Below are 18,853 nucleotides of genomic sequence, written 5' to 3'. Positions count from 1 at the left end.
TCATAAAACCCGTCATCAGCATCATTAAGGCTATCGTCCTCATTTAAAGCCGTCTTTAAACGGATGTTGTAAGTAAATAATAATCAGGTTCAGCAGCAGAAAAGGTAATTCAATGCCAACCCCTTTCATGTCTTTGTCGAGTAGGTGGAAACAGATGATCAGCAAAATAGTACTGGCCATCAGAAAGTTACCCCAAACAAAGGTCTTCGGGAAAATAATCAGTACGGCACTGAGCAGTGTGACAAAGCCCAGCACCGCAACGCCGGTTTTACTGAATTCCCATTTGCCAAACATCTCGAGCATTTCGGCTTTTCCCGACATCATGGCCCAGCCTTGCTTGAAACCCATATAGACGGCCACCAGCATCAAAATCGAATTGATCAATTTAAGAATCATACGTAGTGTAGTTTTTAGCAAGAAATTTAAACAAAAAATTATACCAACTTAAGACTTTTCGATGACAAACAGATCGCTGAATTTGCTAGAAGGCTTTTTGATAAACCTGCTTTGCCAGTCGAATTAGCAAAGCCCGATTTATCTGCATGCCAAAACTTCCCCGTTGAAACCAGGAATAGTTGCCCGCATTTAGCGAATTTTACGCAAAACGATAGCAGACTCCCATGTGGAAAGTATGGATTGATACGGGCGGTACGTTTACTGACGGACTGGCGCTGGATACCGAAGGCAACTTACACCGAACTAAAGTACTCAGTAGTAGTCGACTACGTGGCCAGCTTATCAACGGTAAACTAGTAGCCCCGTGGCTTATTGCTCCAATTTTCGACGGTTATCAACTTCGTGTAATCGAAACCAACGACGTATTTGTCATCTCTTCTCTGAGCTTAGACGGTTCGCTGGAAATTAGTAACACGCTATTCAGCCATCAATCCTATACAGTCGAACTGTTTACCGGCGAAGAAGCACCGATTCTGGCGACGCGTCTTCTCACAAAAACACCGCTTGACCAGCCGTTTCCGACGCTCAACATGCGACTGGGCACCACGAAAGGTACCAACGCGCTGCTGGAGCGGAAAGGTGGATGCGTTACGTTGCTGGTGACGAAAGGCTTCGCCGATTTGCTTAAAATAGGTACCCAGCAACGTCCGAACCTCTTTCAACTAGCTATTCCGCCCGCCGACGTTCTCTACAATTCGGTGCTGGAAATAGAGGAACGTATCAGCGCTGATGGGCATCCTCTCACTACGTTAACTGACGATACCATAACTACGTTGCTGGACCAGCTTCGGCAAACAAAACCCGATGCCATTGCCGTTTCGCTGCTGAATGCCTACAGAAATCCCGTCCACGAACAGAAGCTCCGGGAAGCTCTTACGAAAGCTGGTTTTGACTACATAACCCTTTCGACCGACGTATCGACAGCCCCGCAATACGTATCGCGCACGCAAACAGCGGTTGTAAACGCGTACCTAAACCCCGTCATGCGGTCGTATCTCGACAATGTCCAGCAACAGTTGAGCGCGGGTAATGCACTACGTATCATGACCAGTGCCGGAGGCCTGGTACGCGCCGATCTGTTTCAGGCGAAAGATAGCTTGCTGAGTGGCCCGGCTGGGGGCGTCATCGGGGCCGCTACGGTTGCCAACGACCAGCCAATTCTGACACTCGATATGGGTGGCACCAGCACCGACGTAGCACGGATTCAGCAGCAACCCGATTATCGATTCACGACAAAAATTGGCTTGTTCGATTTACAGCTTCCGTCGTTAGCGATCGAAACCGTAGCAGCTGGGGGCGGGTCAATCTGCTGGTTCGAAGAACACGGTGCGACACTCGCTGGTACCACACCTAACGGAGCCGCTTCGGGGCAGTTACGGGTTGGTCCGCACAGTGCGGGAGCAAACCCAGGGCCAGCCTGCTACGGAGCGGGCGGCCCCCTGACTATCACCGATGTCAATTTGCTGCTGGGCAAACTGCATCCAAAGCAGTTTGGTATTCCGGTTTTTCCCGAAAAAGCACAGGCCGCCCTGAATGAGATCATTGACAAAATTGCCGCCCAAACGGGCAACCAGCCTGATGCGCAGGTATTACTACGTGGCTTCGAACGTATCGCCAACGAAACAATGGCCGGGGCTATCCGAAAGATTTCCGTATCGCAGGGGTTCGATCCCAAGGAGTATGCATTGCTTGTTTTCGGCGGAGCAGGTGGCCTTCACGGATGCGCCATCGCCCAACTACTGGGTATGGAACAGATGCTATTACCGTTCGATGGTGGCTTGCTGAGTGCCTACGGTATTGGTCAGGCCCAGATTGAGCGGATGGCTTCGCAATCGGTGCTACGTCCGCTGGAAGTAGTTGAATCAGACTTAGATCAATTGCTTGATAAGTTGACTGAGCAGGCTACCCAACAGTTACGACAGGATATTGGTAACGTTACGTCGATCGGACTAAAATCAGCGTCTGTGTTTCTGCGGATGTCGGGTCAGGAGTCAACGATCGATGTGCCGTTCAGCAACCAGATCGAAACTGATTTTCAGCAGAAATACCAGCATTTATACGGCCACTATCCGGCCAACCGCGCTATAGAAGTCGAGAGTATTCGGGTACTTGTGAGCACAACGGATCAGGAACGTAGCACCAGCGACGCACCCGTTACGCACCGGCACGCAGTCCCAGCGTTTGAAACCGATACGTACCCGGCTTACGACTGGATGCAGTTGCAGGAAGGCGATACGTTCCGGGGGCCAGCGTTGCTGTTAAACACTACGTCGTCGGCCTTTATTGAACCCGGCTGGCGAGTGATTGTACAGGCAGATAAGAACGTAGTAGCTGATTACATCGCCGATATTGACGATAATGCTCTATCGTCTGACAACCAGGAAAGCAATGCAGTCATTCAGCTCGAACTATTTACGCAACGCTTTCGGGCGATTGCCGAAGAAATGGGCGCACAGTTACAGCGAACGGCGTTTTCAGTCAATGTAAAAGAGCGGCTTGACTTCTCCTGTGCACTCCTGAATCATAAAGCCGAACTGGTAGCCAACGCCCCCCACATTCCAGTACACCTGGGTAGTCTGGGCATCTGTGCGCGGCTGGTCCTGGAAAAACTCCCGCTCGAACCGGGCGATGTGATTATTACCAATCACCCCAAATACGGTGGCTCCCATCTGCCCGACGTAACGCTGCTGAGTGGTGTTTTTAGCGATACCAACGAACTGATCGGTTACGTTATCAACCGCGCTCATCACGCCGAAATAGGCGGTAAAGTGCCGGGATCGATGCCGCCCGATGCTACGTCGCTGGTGGAAGAAGGCGTTGTGCTAGAACCACAATACGTAGTAAAAGCCGGTAAATTTTTGTGGGAAGCAAGTAGCGACAACGCAGCCGGTGGCGTAGCCTCGCGCTTTACGGACTGCCTCTACCCTACCCGCGCCCTGGCCGAAAACCGGGCCGATATTGAAGCGGCTCTGGCATCGCTACGGGCGGGCGAAACAGCTCTGCAAAACCTGGTTCGTCAATACGGTCTGTCGATTACGCATGAATACATGCAACGACTGCATCAATCGGCAGCAGCTGCTATTACCAGCGTTTTACAACCGCTGAACGGACAAACGTTTCAGGCCGAAGAATCCCTCGACGATGGACATACTATTCACGCAAAAATCAGTATTGAGGAGGGTCGTGTTACGTTCGATTTTACGGGTACGTCGGGTGTTCATCCCAATAATCTGAACGCCAATATTTCCATTTTATACAGCGCCGTGCTGTACGTATTGCGGCTATGGTGCGGGAAAGATATTCCGCTCAATGAAGGGTTGATGACACCCGTTACGTTCATTCTGCCCGACTCATCGTTTCTGAACCCGATTTTCCCCGACGATTACAGCCAATGTCCGGCGGTAGTTGGTGGCAATACCGAAGTAAGTCAGCGGCTGGTCGATACGTTATTGAAAGCGTTAGGTTTAGCGGCCTGTAGTCAGGGAACGATGAATAATTTTCTGTTTGGCAATTCGACCTTCGGCTATTACGAAACCATTGGCGGGGGCGCCGGTGCTACGTCTGGAGCCGATGGACGTAGTGCTGTCCACCAACACATGACCAACACCAAACTCACCGACCCCGAAGAACTGGAACGACGCTATCCGGTACGTCTGCATCAGTTTAGCATACGTAGTGGTTCGGGCGGTTCGGGACAATGGCGTGGTGGTAACGGAATTATCCGTGACATTGAATTTCTGGAACCCGTACAGGCCACGTTGGTAAGCCAGCATCGTACCGTAGCCCCTTACGGTCTTAACGGCGGAGAATCCGGGAAAACAGGCCAGCAAACACTGATTTTTACAGACGGCCACCAGGAAGCTTTACCGGGGATTTTCACACGAGCCATGCAACCCGGCGAGCGGATACGTATCGAAACACCGGGAGGTGGCGGAGTTAGCTAATTGTGGTAATTTGGCTGTAAAGTTCGCCTTGAAACACGACAACTTTCACATTAAAAAACGGAAGCTTTATGTCTCTTTTTTATAGAACGTTAGTGTTATTATCCGCTTGGATGCAGACCGTATTCCAGCTATACGCACAGGCAGATCAGCCTAAGCCAACTACATACAGCGATTTTGTTATTGATGGCAATCAGGTTTGGCTACTCAATTCTAAAGGATTCGTCATGGTAGGTAATCTACATTCCGAAAATTATGTCGATTCAACCATAGCAACAGATGCGCCTATAATCGCTCTGACGAAAGATCGTAAAGAGAATATCGTTATTGGCGATTCCAGCCATACAATCAGGCAATATGACAACCAGCAAAAAGTTTGGCTCACCATCGGTCGTACGACGAATAAACTAACCAATATTATCTTCAATAGCCACAATACGTGCTTTGGGGTAACCAACCTGGGCATTGTTGACATAGAAACCGGCAAATGCTATTTTCCAGCGGATTCTCTTTCTGAAAATAGTTACGTTCGTTATAAAAATGGTTGGTTTCATGCACCAACCTGTTTCATCGATCATCAGGATAAGCTATGGCTTGGATTCGATCATGGCGAATGGGGTGGAGATGTGTTTGCTTTTGATACACGCAAAAAAACATTTATTCCGCTCAAAACTGCTGCAGTTAATATGGCCATGAATCCGGTCGATGGTTTTTGTGAAGCAGAGGGCCATGTGTATATGTCTGGCGGCTTATCTCATATTAGTCTCACCCATGGAAGTATTGTTAAGTTCACGGATAACGTCGCTTACTCTATTCTGGAGTCTAAAGATGTTGAAACACCGGTTAATGTTGGTAGTGATAAACTGACTGGTAAAGTTGAAAAATGGATCACTTGGACAGGTGGGCATCAAATTGGCCCGATTACCTATAATGCTCTGAATAATTGCCTTTATTTCTACTCTCAGAATGGCATTTTTAGAGGCCGTTTAAAGGCCACGCTAGGTGATATTAACCAATGGAAGAATGTCCTTAAACCTCAACTTAAATGGGGTAGTGGTCGACACAATGCCGTGGGCTCACCTATGAATGTTTTAAAAATGGAGTTTACGCCAAACGGTGCTCTGGTCTTTCTAGCAGAATACGACGGACTTGGCATTTACGACGGGAAATCCTTACATTTCATCCGTTAATTATTTCCTCCTACCAGCCTACTAGTTTGTCTTTCCAGAAAGCCAAATCGCCTGACTCGATTTATGACCCTGCGTTTGTGCAGGATCTCTTTAATGAAATGAGTCTGACGTATGAGCGCATGAATACCATAACGTCGTTTGGTTTCTCCAATCGGTGGCGACGGCAGTGTGTTCAGGAGCTTGCGATTCAACCGGGTAACGTAGTGGTTGACCTCATGACAGGCATGGGCGAAACCTGGGATTATATCTGCCAACGAATGGGTCCGAACGGTACGCTGATCGGTGTTGATTTTAGCGACGGCATGCTCCGTTACGCCCACCAGAAACGCCAGCGAAACCGATTTGCTACCTATACGATCAACCTCGAAAAACAGAATGTGCTGGCCAGTACGTTGCCCGATCAGTCGGCCGACCACGTTGTTGTTTCCTTTGGGTTGAAAACATTCAACGAAGAGCAAATCAGCTTGTTAGCAAAGGAAATTTATCGGATCTTAAAACCTTCTGGGCAATTTTCCTGCATCGAAGTATCGGTCCCCAGGCCAATTCTGTTACGTATCGCTTACCTGTTTTATCTGCGCCAGATTATTCCCATTCTGGGTACTTTATTTCTGGGCAATCCAGAAACGTATCGCATGCTGGGGATTTACTGCACGCTATTTAAGAGCGCCAAACAGGTTCAGCAACTCTTTCAGGAAGCCGGTCTTCACTGCCACTCAACCAGCTATTTTTTCGGTTGCGCATCGGGCATTGTTGGTAAAAAGTAGGCCAATTCCTCTGGTTAATCTACGCATGGGAACGGTAAGTTTGCCATAGGCCTTTGCTTTGTTCGATATACTTCACCGTAGATCTGTATCATATGGATTCTTTAGAGCAATCGTCGCGTCGGCAATTCTTAACTTCGTTAGCAGCTGTGGCCGGAGTCGCTGTTGGACCTACCCTAACAGTCGGGCAGTCTTATTCAGCTGCCCCCACTTTTCCTGTTTCGTGTAACTCCTATTCCTGGGTAACGTTCTATGGTCGGCAGAATAAAACCTGGATGGCCGATCCCGACGCTTCCCTTACGGAATACGCAAAGGCAGGCTTTACAGCCTACGAGCCTGCTTTTACCAGTGCTGATGAAGTTAAAAAGCTACTGCCCTATTTGGCAAAATATAAGCTCAGTATGCCGTCGCTGTACGTAAACAGTACGCTCCACAAAGCCGACGAAGCCCAGCAATCCATTGAGTCCGTTCTGGCCATTGCCGAAGCGGCAAAACCTGCCGGGACCCGTATTTTTGTGACCAATCCCAGTCCAATAAAATGGGGAAGTACCGACGACAAATCCGACGCGGATTTACTGGAGCAGGCCAAAAATCTCGACCGCTTAGGAGCTGAATTACAAAAACGTGGCATTACGTTGGCTTATCATACCCATGCCCCCGAACATCGGCAGGCGGCCCGCGAATTTCACCACATGCTACTGGCAACCGATCACAAGAACGTATCACTTTGTCTGGATGCTCACTGGGTGTATCGGGGTTCGGGCAACTCGCAGGTAGCTTTATTCGACGTGGTGAAACTATATGGCAAGCGCATTGTAGAGCTACATATCCGGCAATCGAAAGAAGGGATCTGGCAGGAAACCTTTAGCAACGGCGACATTGATTATCAGCGCCTTGCCAACTACTTAACTGCTCAGAACGTTCGTCCGCTGCTGGTCCTGGAGCAATGTCTGGAAGCTAATTCGCCAAACACAATGGGACCCGTAGAAGCCCACAAACAAGATTTGATGTATACCAGATCTGTATTAGGCAGCTTGCTTAAATAACAAAACAAACGGGATACTTGGTGGTTATTCCCCTGAGCAGTACGCACAGTGCGCACAAGGAATTTTATTAACATACCAAACTCACGTTATTATGCAACCCAATATTGGTCTTGATGAAGATGTCCTCAAACAGGACAACACGCTGCTGAACGACTTTCTTTCTGATCTACACGTACTGTATATCAAAACCCGCAAATACCACTGGAACGTAGCTGGTCCGAATTTTATGGAATACCATAAGTTTTTCGAGAGCCAATACAAAGCCATCGAAGCAGAAATCGACGAAGTGGCTGAACGCATTCGCCAGCTGGGTGGTAAACCTCTGGCTACTATGGCTGAGTTCATCCATAATACCAGCCTGAAAGAAGATACAGGCAAAGTCAACGGCACAGCAGAGATGTTCAAAAACTTGCTTTCGGATCATGAACAGATCGTTCGTGAACTCCGCGATGATGTCGATAAATGTTCGGAAGAACTCAACGATGCCGGTACGGCCGATTTCCTGACCAAGCTTATGGAAGACCACGAAGCTATGGCCTGGATGCTTCGCAAGTACCTTTCGTAAAAGAGTAGCGTTAATTATGAAGCGTGATGAATACGGGATAATTTCCTATATTCATCACGCTTCATAATTAACACCCCACTCACTCGTGCCCAAGTCTCTTTCCCTACGTGCCGGTCTCGGCAATGTTTTATTCTGGTCGGTTATTTCGGCCGCGTTCATTGGTCCTGGCACCGTAACTACCTGTGCGATGGCCGGCTCTCGTTTTGGCTTACAATTACTTTGGGCACTTACCTTTTCAACGTTCGGCACCATTATTCTCCAGGAAGCAGCGGCACGCGTTACGATTGCTTCGGGGCTGAGTCTGGGGGAAATATTAACGCAAACCTATGGCTCACGAATCCGATGGATTATGATTGCTCTTGCGGGAGCCGTAACCCTTGGTTGTGCCGCCTATGAGGCCGGCAACATATTAGGGGCAATGTCGGGGTTAGTGCTGCTGACCACTGGCTCCTCTCAGTTAATCACTTTACTGATCGGTCTCTTATGCATTGTTCTTCTTTGGCGAGGCTCTACCAAGCTTATTGCCAATGTTTTGGGGCTTATCGTTTTTTTAATGGGTGGTGCTTTCGCTTACGTAGCCCTGAGCGTATCGCCGGGTCCACAGCCTGTTCTGCATGCCATGGTTTCTCCTTCTCTCCCACCCAACTCACTCGTGCTGATAATTGGCCTTATTGGTACGACCATTGTTCCATATAACCTGTTTCTAGGCTCTGGCATCGGGCAAAATCAATCTTTATCAGAAATGCGCTGGGGTATTACACTGGCCGTTCTGATTGGTGGCCTGACCTCGATGTCCATTTTAGTAGCTGGTACGTTGGTCACCGGCGATTTTTCCTTTCAACAGATTGAACAGGCGCTTAGCTATCGATTAGGGAACTGGGCAGGAGCTTTGTTTGCCTTCGGTTTGTTTGCAGCAGGTTTTACGTCCTGTTTAACGGCGCCATTGGCAGCTGCCGTAACCACTAAGAGTTTGCTAGGATGGTCGGAACATTCACTTTCCTACAAGGCTGTCTGGCTGCTGGTTATCCTGTTTGGGTTGACCTTCGGCTTATTGGGTGTTAAACCGGTACCTGTTATTGTTTTGGCGCAGGCCGCCAACGGTCTTTTGCTACCTGTTGTAACGGTTTTCCTGCTGATTGCAGTTAACAACAAAACAATCCTTCCCGCTCAATACCGTAACTCGATATGGCAAAACATATTGATGCTTATTGTTGTAATTGTTACAACTTTTCTGGGACTTCGCAACCTCTGGCTGATAACTCAATAAATATAGAAAGGGCGCGAAGTTGCATTCGCGCCCTTTCTATATCTTACTAATTTATTATTTCTTTTTCATCAATTCGCGGTTCTGTTGCTCCAGGCGCTCAATCCGTTTTTGCTGTTCAATTACGTGCAGAGTTAACTCCTCATTTTTCTTAACGATGATCGATAACAACGTTGTTAGATCAACCCCTTTCTTAACCATTTCTTCTGAACTGGGAATGCCTGGCAAGTGCTTATTCTTTTGGATGTACTGCTCTACTTCAGTTAGTGACTGCAACTGATAATTGGGCTCAAATACGTAGTCGGCCCATTGGTCTTCTGACTTTGGCTGCACTTGCATCGCCACTGCCGAAAGCCGACCAGCTAACGTAACGTCGCCCTTATTATCTACGGTCAGGAATTTACCAACGCTGGTTTCCGACGCCTGCGAATTAGCCGTCATGTTCGTTAGCCGAAGGCCACTACGTCCATCAACACCCGCCGTTAGTTCCAGGCGATTCTGAGGAGCCGATGTACCGATTCCGACGTTAACATTGTTACCAAGCACCATGGCATTGCTGGTTAAAACACGCGCATTCGCTCCAATAGCCGTTGCATTCGATAAGCCAACACCAACCCCGATAGCATTAGCACCCAGCAACGTATTGTCTTTTCCATCCATCGAATCAAACCCGGCATTGGGGCCAATGATCAGATTGCGGCTACCGCGCTGATTTTTCTGCCCGGCATTATATCCAATAAATACATTGTCGCTACCGTCGGTATTTAACAAGCCCGCTTCATAGCCAACGAAGGTGTTATGGCTACCTGTTGTGTTGGGGAAACCCGCTTTATAGCCAAAGTACGTATTGTACATACCAGACGTATTACCCTGCCCAGCCTGACTACCCATAAACGTATTGAACGTAGCGCTTTGCCCAATCACAAGGTTATTGATCCCGTTCACAGACTGAAAGCTTACCACCTGATTGTCAGGAGTAATAACCTGACTTTGTGCAAAGCCACTCAACGTTAAACCTGTAGCGAGTGTAGTTATAGCGAGTGTAGAAATTTTCATACAAGATTGGTTTTGGATATGGCAATAAAGATACAAAATTTCAAATTTGATCGCTGAGTTTTTCGTTTACGGTAGGCCATATTACTTTTTAAGTGACAAGCCGGTTGACGTTCATGCTATTTTTTGCGCTATTCTTCAGGCATTGGAGAGAATAGTGTCGATGTTTGCAGCATGAAAAAGTGGGTTTTTCTCTTTCTGATTTTTTCAGGATTCAGTACCCTTGCGCAGGTCCAGCGAAAACGAACCGTCAAATTAATGGGTAGCCGATTCGACATCACGATTGTAGCCAATGATGCGCTGACCGCCGAACAACGTATCGATACCGTTATTGCCGAAGTAACCCGGATTGAAAACCTGATTTCAGACTGGATACCCACTACGCAGATTTCAGCGGTTAATAAACAGGCTGGTATTGCGCCCGTACAAGTAGATCCTGAAGTGTTTGCACTAACGGAGCGGGCACTTCATTTATCGACCATCACCAATGGTGCTTTCGACATCAGCTTTGCCGCCATGGACCGAATCTGGAAATTCGACGGTTCGATGACAAAAATGCCCAGTCCGGAAGCCGTTAAAAAATCCGTTGAGAAAGTTGGCTATCAGAACATTGTTCTGGATCGAAAAAAGTCGACAATCTTCCTCAGAAAGAAAGGAATGAAAATTGGTTTTGGTGCTCTGGGCGAAGGCTATGCTGCCGACCGCTGCCGCGATATGATGCTGGCGCAGGGAGTCCAGGCGGGTATCGTGAATGGTTCCGGCGATATGAGTACCTGGGGCAGGCAACCCAACGGAGAGCCCTGGACGATCGGCATTACGAACCCACTTCATCGCGATACGATTTTCGCAATTATTCCACTACGTCAGTCGTCCGTCGTTACGTCGGGGAGTTACGAAAAATTTGTGCTGTTTAACGGGAAGCGATACGCTCACATTATTAATCCCAAAACCGGGTATCCGGCAACGGGCCTCAGCAGCGTAACGGTTTTCGGGCCCAGTGCCGAAATCGCCAATGGTTTCAGCACGTCGGTTATGGTTTTAGGTAAAGAAGCTGGCCTGAAACTACTCAAAAAGCAACCCGATTATCAGTATATTCTGATCACTGACGACGGCCAGATTTTCTCATCGCCCGATTTGCCAATCAAGCAGCGTCGTTTATAGAATTAATTACCTTATTGATGCGTAAATGGGTTTGTAAAGGTGGAACATGCCGTCAGCTATCATCGTTGACAACGTTTAAAACCGCCAGACGGCCCGCTTTGTCAAAGGCGGCATTACAGATCAATAAAACTTTTTTAGCTTATTGCTAAACGTTTTTTATAGTCAATATACCATCGACTATTCGTTCTTCTCAGACAAACTATCCAGCTCAGTGTTACTTCACCAGATAACTCATAAAAGAATACAGCTTGATCCTGTCGTGAATTGACCGTTACATGCGACACATTAAGATACCCCAACTCATTGTCTTTCAGTTCTCTAGGCAAAAAATCAGCTAATTCCAGGTGCACTCGCTGGTTCGAAAGCGTTTTTAATTCCTGTTGGCCAATACTTTCAATGGTATTTTTGCCAGCTTCCTCTATTAAATCCAAATAGGATTTATCAACATCTATGTGTAATGGTCGCCCCATCACCCGCATTAACAGGTTAGGCTTTGTTTGTCTTATGTAACCGATATAATGGGGTTCTATCTTTTTATCTAAAAAATTACGTGGCCAACAACTTGGAAGACATGAATCGCTAAGAAGAGCTGTTGCTTCCATAATAATTACTAAGCTGCTATCCATTGGCAAATTTCGAATTTCCTTCACACTTGTATGATGTTGACACGCCAACATCAAGAATAAGCATAGTATACTTGTAATAGCTCTTATCATCATGGTGGGTGAAGTTTCATGAATTAAAGTCTGAGCAAGTAATGTAAAAAGAGCGTGCCCTTAACTCATAAAAGTGAGACAGACAGTTCAAGTCCCTCTCCATTAATAACAATCCATCAGAATCTGCCCATGAGATTGGTACAGACTAACACTGTTGCCCAGCTTATTCTGACAGACCTCTTCAAGCAGCGCCAGTACGTCCTTTTGCATAGCCAGTGATCCACAAATCATCAGTACGCCCCTGGTAGCCAACACATCCGCAATAAACGTAGCATCGCTGGCGATAAGATCGCTAACGTATTGCTTTGTTCCTTCCCGCGAAAAGGCAAGGTGCAGCCTTGCTACTTTCTGCTCCGCCTGGCTCATTTCCAGAAACTTCTGATACTTAGCAAACGACGCCGTCGACCGGAAACCGCAATAGAGATGACAAGGTACGTTCCGCCTGTTCTCACTAACCATACCCAAAAAGGGGGCTATCCCCGTACCGTTGGAAATCATGACAACGGCCGGAGCTTCCTGCGGAAAATGAAAATGGGTATTGCTTACAATACGAGCCTGTAGCGTTTGTCCGGGCGTTAGTGCGTGTAGAAAACCTGACCCCAGCCCATAAGGATGTAGACGTACACTTAGTTGCAATTCCTTATCAACTACGCCAATTGAGTAAAGTCGCTCACGGTGATCGTTGGCGGGATAGATAGCCAGTAAATCACCAGACGCTACGTTACGTAGTCGTTTGGTACGCAAACGAAGCAGGAACGTACCATCCGATTGAGCTGTACGGGAATTGGCAGTCACCGTGAGCGTTTCCAGTGGAATTTCCTTCGCGTTCAGTTGATCTGCCGAAACCGTAATTAACAAATCAGCCTGTTGCGACCAGGCCTCGGCCCACAGACTGAAATCGTCCGGCGATTTATCATTGACGGTATGAATATCCACCAGCGGGATCGCCCACGACTGTTTGGATAACAACTGATTGACCTCAAACGCAAACTTACAGAAGTCAGGGTACGAGCGCGAGCCAAATCCCACCACCGAATACCGTACTGACCGCCCCTGCTGCTGTTTGCTGAGCAACGTAGCAAATCGGCTGGCGTTGGTCGGCGCGTCGCCTAACCCATACGTAGCAGTCAGAACAATCAGGTGTTCGGCGTTTGGGAACGTTGTATGCTGGTTTAACTCGGCCAGATAAACTTTTTGGCCCTGTTTAAGTAGTTGATCCTGCACCAGTCGGGCAAACTGGAATGTACTTCCATTCTCCGAACCCACCAGAATAATAACCCGACTCTCATCGGCCGTATAGTTATTTCTGACTCTGTTTGCCCGGCGTCGGAACGTAATAACAAAGCCAGAATAGATGAAAAAGAGAATGTTACCAGCCGCAATAGCCAGAATAATGGCCCACACAGCATTTCCGCGCCCTGTGTGCAAATCCAGACTTAGATTAGTCAGCAACGTAGCGGTTGGGTACGGCGTTTCGGTCAGAATATCGCCAGTGACCTGATTCACGGTCAATTCACGATCGTTGAGTTTGAGCGTATAGTAATCCTCTACGTCATCCGAAAACGGAAACTCTATGCTTTGCACATCGGCCAATTTTGTACGCTGCAATACGGGTATATCGGCCAGTTGCCGTTTGGGTTTCGACTGGATGGCATCAAGATCAACATCGGACGACATAATTTTTGTTGAGCCAACCAATTCGAACCGAGCCAGCGACAGGTACGTTCCCGACAAGGCGATAACAAAAATGGGGATGAGCGATAAGCGACCCAGTACTACGTGGTAATACTGTGCGAAATTATCCCGAACGATACGTGTAAAAAACCGTTTCAGCCCGCGTTGTCGCTGGATAATCAGGGCAGTTCCCGACACGGTAATCAAGACCAGTAAGAACGCCGTTAAGCCAATAAAAAACCGACCAATTTCTTTCAGAAACAACGATCGATGCAGCGCTGTTACCCACTGGAAAAACTCGCTTTGTGGCGTAGGCTTGCCCAATATACTGCCCGTTCGCGGATCGACGTAGACAGTCAGATTTTTACCATCAGCACTTCTGCCTGTCAATTGCATAAACCCATGAGCATCGACAGTCAGTTCGCTGATTTCAGAGAAGTTTTTTTTGAGAACTGGTAACGTCTGTGCCAGCCTAATGTCAGAAAACCCTTCGACACGATACGGCTGCGTCTCCTGCAAAATGGGTTCAAAAGCCAGGATTATACCCGTAACAGACGCCAGTATCAATAAAAGAAAAGAAGATACAGCCAGAGCTAAGTGGCTGTATCTCCAAACAGAAATGGTCATAGAGTGGGCCTCAATTAATTGGGGCTGAAACGAACGTAACGAATGTAGCCTTTGCCTTCGCTTTTGGCCGAAATACCTTCGGTGGTGAGCGGTATTTCGAGGTCTTTTACGTAATATTCTTTATCCTCAACCGCACTTTCAAACCGTATTTTATAATCCTTGTTTAGCTTGGTATTATCGATGTCGAGCTGAACAACACTGCGATCTCCTCCGGCCACCGATGCACCAGTAATGGCGCTGACAGCAGGTGTTTTTTTACCCAGTGCTTTATACCACTCCTTTACGTCAGGATACCACTTTTTATTCGAGCCAAGTACGTAAAGTGTTTTCTCGTAGGCACCTTTCCCGTTAATAAGCGACACAACGATATAGGCACCTTCGCCCATATAATTGGTCATCTGGATCATGCACTTGTAGGACGAGGTGCCCGATTGCTGAGCCAGCGACACCGATGATCCGGCCATCGTTAGCGCCAGAAACAGCAAACCAATTTTCTGTAAACCCGACATACTTATTTTAAGAAATTAAGGGAGATATTGCCTTTCGAGAGCGATTCATTTTCACTGGCCAGATCAAAGGCGGTTTCTTTAAAGCCGGTAGCAATGTCTTTCTTAGCTCCTATCGACAACAGATATTTCAGAATGCTGTCGTCTTTCGATACCATAGCCGCTTTGTGCAAAGCCGTAATACCCTCCTTGTTTTTGGCATTAACATCAATCTGAAGCGGTTCCAGCTTTTTCATCAACCCCAGATCATTTTTAGCCACGGCCAAATGATACAAGGTATTGCCATTTTTCTGGGGAGCTTTTACGTTCAGGCCTTTTTGCTGAAGAATTGTCAATTTCTCCGTGAACTCATCTTTCGCCGGACCGCCTTCACCCCGAGCACTACCAACTGCCGCATTGGACTGAATCAGATAGGCCGCCAGGTTATCCCCCGCTTTGTCTGTTACGTTCACATCGGCACCTTTATCGATCAGATACGCCACTACGTCAGGCGAGTTCCCTTTTACGGCCATAGCCAGCGCTGTTGCGCCTTTCTCGTTGGCCTGATTGATATTTTTCACGTTCGGAGCCAGCATTTCCAGCACCGCTACGTCACGATTCGAGGCAGCTGCATTCATGAATACCGTATTGCCTTCCTCATCGGCCTGATTTACATCAACACCTTTGCTTAGAAAATACTGAATGAGTTCGTTCTGACGAGGGCGACGAACAATGGCGTGCAGCGCATTTTCACCATTTTTGTTAACGACCGTTGGTTTCAGCTTCAGGCTTTCCAGATAGTTAAATACTTCCGGCGAATTAGGCCCCCGGCGCGACCCCTGACTAGCCATAATAAACGCATTATCCTGAGCCGGTACGCCTTTTTCCAATAAAGCTTTCATCGTAGCGATATTGCCGCCCCGAGCTGCGTAACTAAAAGCGTTATTCCCAGCCGCATCGGTACTTTTCAGGTCCAATCCTTTCGACACGAAATAATCGGTCAGTTTCAGCTCTTTATCGTTGGCAATGGCAATCAGCAGCGCATTGGCCCCATCATGGTTCAGATCTTTTTTCAGGTTTGCACCGTTTTTCAGACACAAATCGTATACCTGCGTATTCGATTGCCCACCAGCAGCGGCAAAGTTCAGGACCGTCATCCCATGATTGTCTTCCACATTAGCTTTCGAACCTTTACTGAGCAGGTATTCCATCAGCTCTACGTTGCCCTTGTTGGCCGCCCAGTGGATGTAAATCCGCCCGTCGTGAGTCAGTTTTGATACGTTATTACCCGGCTGTTCCAGCAGGTATTTAACCGTTTCATTAGGTGCGCCTACATTGATGGCCAATACGACGGGATCGAACCCTGAAGGATTGAGTTGGGATGGATTATTTCCTTTTTCAACTTCGGTCTTCACCTGAGCCACATCGGGTTTACTTTGCCAGAACGACTGGTCGAGCAGTGTATTTTTCTGCGCCTGAGCAGATAAGGTAATGAGTGTAAAAAGAGCAACAGCTAGTTTTTTCATGCTGACACAATAAGAGCATTAATTGCTTTTGAGCGTGCGTCAATCTAAGTTCAAAAGCAAAGCGCCTGCAAATTAATAAGATCCAGTCTAAATAAGGCCAAAAAAAAATTGATTAATGCCTTTTTAAGATGAAATCTGACAACTACTACGATCATCCAGAGCCCTGGCAAATTCAAAAGAGGCTTTGTTAGCACAAAGCTTATCCGGGTAAGCATTAAAGCAGCGCCTATATAACGACATATGGGCAGTCGTCCTGAGAAAATATAGTTTTCAATTAATCGAAAAAGCTTTTCTGTAATGTACCAATTCTGTGCGAACGAATTACTAAAAAAGACTAAAAATTCTCGATATATCCGTTTCTCCCATAAAGAGCTCGAATATCGATTTTACCGCCAAAACTTCGCATCACCCCTGCCGACAAACCAATACTACGTTCAAAAGCAACATGGATGATCGGATTGTTGCCAGGGCGTTCTTCTGCGGCCCAGATGTCAGCAACAACAGCGGTCAGATCCTGAATTTTTGTAATTATTTCATAGTACTCCTTCATGTCTTTAAGATCCTTAATCAGCTTTGTGTACTTCTGAACCGATGCGACGGGTATATCGACGCTGAATCCCCATCCATGCCCTAACGACTGTTGTTCTATATACCCCAAATTATACCTGCAATTAAAGAAAATGATAAGGCCCAAACCGAAGTTACCTCCCAAACCGGCTCCCAATCGAAAGTTTTTACAGGTAAATGTCAATACGTTATGAACAGGATCATCTAAACGCCACATCACACCAGTGTGCGACTCATAACCTACAGCAACCAAATCTCCAGACGATTTAAAAACAAACCCTGCCCATGTTCGCTCTCTACTCAATGCTCCTGCCATAACTTATCATGTAGTTTAAGTAATACATAGAACTATTCCTTATCGAGTGAGTGGGTTCTGCTCAAATTGTTTTCAAGCGCCTAACTGCTTGCCGAAGCTAGCGTGGTCCCAATTGATATCCAGATGCGTAATCTGATCGGCCTCATTGAACCGAAACACAAATACGTGATCGCTATTGAAAGAGAGTCCCTGATTCGAAATGCCCATAAAATCCTGGGCCTGTGTACCGAAAATTGTTACCTTGGCAATGATGGTATCGCCCTCAGTTTTCATACTATCCACCGTATTATCGACATTGGGAAAGCTATCCATAATCAGTTGCCAGACGGCCTTGCCAAACTCCCATAACGATCCTTTTCCGTCTTCGCCCATCGGCATAAAATACACCGTAGCATCGGACGTAGCGAGCTGTATCATTCGAGCTGTATCCAGATCCTGATAAGCCGAAAAAAATGCCAGACAGGCCCCTTTACGGGTTTGTTCTGTCAGCGAAGCTTTAGTTTGTGTTTCCATCTGTTTAGTGATTAGTTGAAGCGATGTATAGACTTGATGGTGGCTCTATTTAGCCAGCGCTTCTGCTTTGGGATAAGCAGGATGTGCTTTAATCTTGCGGATCTGACGCATATGTCGATCCACATGCCCCCATTGATAAATGTATACCTGATGCATGTTACGTGGTGATTTTGTGGCCGTAAACTCAAAACAAGCCCGCATATCGGCGTCCGTTTTTTCGGCAAACGCAATGTTTTGATTCCGCAGCCTTGTGAAAAACGTCAGATTGTCTTTCCCCTTAATGTAGCCCGTCGGCCGCGATATATCGGGCGAAACATGAGCCTTTTCTTCCATAATAAATTCGTGGTAATAGCTATCGGGCTGGCTGGTTTTAATCAGTTCTGGCTGTGGTGTATTCCGGCTGCCAATACTGATTTCGCGCGCCCATATAATTTCCCAGAGGGCCAGATGCTCAACCACTTCGGCAATACTCCACCGATCAGGCGATTCATGGAAATGCCACTGCGTATCACTCAGGTTTTCAACTTCGCGGGTGAGATCATCGCGAGTACGTTTGAGATTATCGACCGTGTATTTCCGGTCTTCTTCGGTCCAAAGTTTCTGGGCATAACTACCCGAAACCGCCAACGTAACCAATACGGAAATCAGTAGTGTTTTCATTGCAGATTTACAGAATGATGTAGATACAGAAGCGGCCAATGAGCTTCCTGAGCAGTACGTCATCAGCAAACGCCAGAAAAAGAATACCGTTTGGCACTCTATAATCAGTCGGCGTGTTGCAGCGTACTGATAACAAAGCTATTGAGCGTAGATCGGGGAAGATTGTAAAAATGCGACATTATCGGATCGGGAAACCATTGATACGTAGCACCGTATCGGCAGTTAGCCGAGGAACTAAAGCTTTCTATAATCCAGTGTTTCGCCAGTCTTCAATTCAGCAAACAGCCTCTTTTTCAAGATAGTACGTTACTACGTTACGCACTGTTACTGCT

General features: G+C 47.2%; 16 protein-coding genes. 7 read left to right on the top strand and 9 right to left on the bottom strand.

The features are described from left to right. Window positions 1–39: 39 nt before the first annotated feature. On the bottom strand, window positions 40–396 hold the full coding sequence (locus GK108_RS09025) for a DoxX family protein (protein ID WP_163946151.1): 357 nt from the start codon (window positions 394–396) through the stop codon (window positions 40–42). Window positions 397–620: 224 nt separating this feature from the next. Between GK108_RS09025 and GK108_RS09020 the strand changes: the two genes are divergently transcribed. The 6 genes from GK108_RS09020 to GK108_RS08995 all read left to right on the top strand — a co-directional run bounded on the left by GK108_RS09020 (window position 621) and on the right by GK108_RS08995 (window position 9,226). Then, entirely contained in the window at window positions 621–4,400 is a 3,780-nt protein-coding gene (locus GK108_RS09020) for a hydantoinase B/oxoprolinase family protein (RefSeq protein ID WP_163946148.1), read from the top strand. 68 nt (window positions 4,401–4,468) lie between these two features. Next, window positions 4,469–5,587, top strand: coding sequence for a hypothetical protein (locus GK108_RS09015; protein WP_163946145.1), 1,119 nt, complete (start codon window positions 4,469–4,471; stop codon window positions 5,585–5,587). A 26-nt stretch (window positions 5,588–5,613) separates the two neighbouring features. Beyond that, entirely contained in the window at window positions 5,614–6,351 is a 738-nt protein-coding gene (locus tag GK108_RS09010) for a class I SAM-dependent methyltransferase (protein ID WP_163946143.1), read from the top strand. A 92-nt stretch (window positions 6,352–6,443) separates the two neighbouring features. After that, complete coding sequence (locus GK108_RS09005; protein ID WP_163946140.1) at window positions 6,444–7,394, top strand: sugar phosphate isomerase/epimerase family protein; 951 nt, start codon at window positions 6,444–6,446, stop codon at window positions 7,392–7,394. Between the two features lie 91 nt (window positions 7,395–7,485). Then, entirely contained in the window at window positions 7,486–7,959 is a 474-nt protein-coding gene (locus GK108_RS09000; protein ID WP_163946137.1) for a Dps family protein, read from the top strand. Window positions 7,960–8,044: 85 nt separating this feature from the next. Further along, the gene (locus tag GK108_RS08995; RefSeq protein WP_163946133.1) at window positions 8,045–9,226 is read left to right on the top strand and encodes an NRAMP family divalent metal transporter; all 1,182 of its coding nucleotides are present in this window, start codon (window positions 8,045–8,047) and stop codon (window positions 9,224–9,226) included. A gap of 54 nt (window positions 9,227–9,280) precedes the next feature. On the opposite strand, the gene GK108_RS08990 is transcribed toward GK108_RS08995, so the two are convergent. Then, complete coding sequence (locus GK108_RS08990) at window positions 9,281–10,279, bottom strand: SlyX family protein (protein WP_163946130.1); 999 nt, start codon at window positions 10,277–10,279, stop codon at window positions 9,281–9,283. A gap of 171 nt (window positions 10,280–10,450) precedes the next feature. On the opposite strand from GK108_RS08990, the gene GK108_RS08985 reads away from it, so the two are divergent. Beyond that, the gene (locus GK108_RS08985) at window positions 10,451–11,437 is read left to right on the top strand and encodes an FAD:protein FMN transferase (RefSeq protein ID WP_163946128.1); all 987 of its coding nucleotides are present in this window, start codon (window positions 10,451–10,453) and stop codon (window positions 11,435–11,437) included. A 134-nt stretch (window positions 11,438–11,571) separates the two neighbouring features. Here the strand turns inward: GK108_RS08985 and GK108_RS08980 are convergent, their stop codons facing one another. From GK108_RS08980 to GK108_RS08950, 7 genes are all read right to left on the bottom strand, one after another. Further along, window positions 11,572–12,087 (bottom strand): hypothetical protein, encoded by a 516-nt coding sequence (locus tag GK108_RS08980; RefSeq protein WP_163946125.1) that lies wholly within the window; start codon window positions 12,085–12,087, stop codon window positions 11,572–11,574. Between the two features lie 168 nt (window positions 12,088–12,255). After that, window positions 12,256–14,454: a PepSY domain-containing protein gene (locus GK108_RS08975; RefSeq protein WP_163946122.1), complete on the bottom strand. Its 2,199-nt coding sequence runs from the start codon at window positions 14,452–14,454 to the stop codon at window positions 12,256–12,258. Window positions 14,455–14,468: 14 nt separating this feature from the next. Continuing rightward, window positions 14,469–14,963 (bottom strand): DUF2271 domain-containing protein, encoded by a 495-nt coding sequence (locus tag GK108_RS08970; RefSeq protein ID WP_163946119.1) that lies wholly within the window; start codon window positions 14,961–14,963, stop codon window positions 14,469–14,471. Between the two features lie 2 nt (window positions 14,964–14,965). Next, window positions 14,966–16,465: an ankyrin repeat domain-containing protein gene (locus GK108_RS08965; RefSeq protein ID WP_163946116.1), complete on the bottom strand. Its 1,500-nt coding sequence runs from the start codon at window positions 16,463–16,465 to the stop codon at window positions 14,966–14,968. Between the two features lie 334 nt (window positions 16,466–16,799). Beyond that, complete coding sequence (locus GK108_RS08960) at window positions 16,800–17,348, bottom strand: hypothetical protein (RefSeq protein WP_163946113.1); 549 nt, start codon at window positions 17,346–17,348, stop codon at window positions 16,800–16,802. Window positions 17,349–17,420: 72 nt separating this feature from the next. Next, window positions 17,421–17,861: a nuclear transport factor 2 family protein gene (locus tag GK108_RS08955; RefSeq protein ID WP_163946109.1), complete on the bottom strand. Its 441-nt coding sequence runs from the start codon at window positions 17,859–17,861 to the stop codon at window positions 17,421–17,423. A gap of 45 nt (window positions 17,862–17,906) precedes the next feature. Next, complete coding sequence (locus tag GK108_RS08950) at window positions 17,907–18,521, bottom strand: DinB family protein (protein ID WP_163946105.1); 615 nt, start codon at window positions 18,519–18,521, stop codon at window positions 17,907–17,909. Window positions 18,522–18,853 lie beyond the last annotated feature (332 nt).

The sequence above is a fragment of the Spirosoma terrae genome (assembly GCF_010435915.1).
Lineage (GTDB): Bacteria > Bacteroidota > Bacteroidia > Cytophagales > Spirosomataceae > Spirosoma > Spirosoma terrae.
This window is presented reverse-complemented; position numbering and strand designations above follow the sequence as displayed.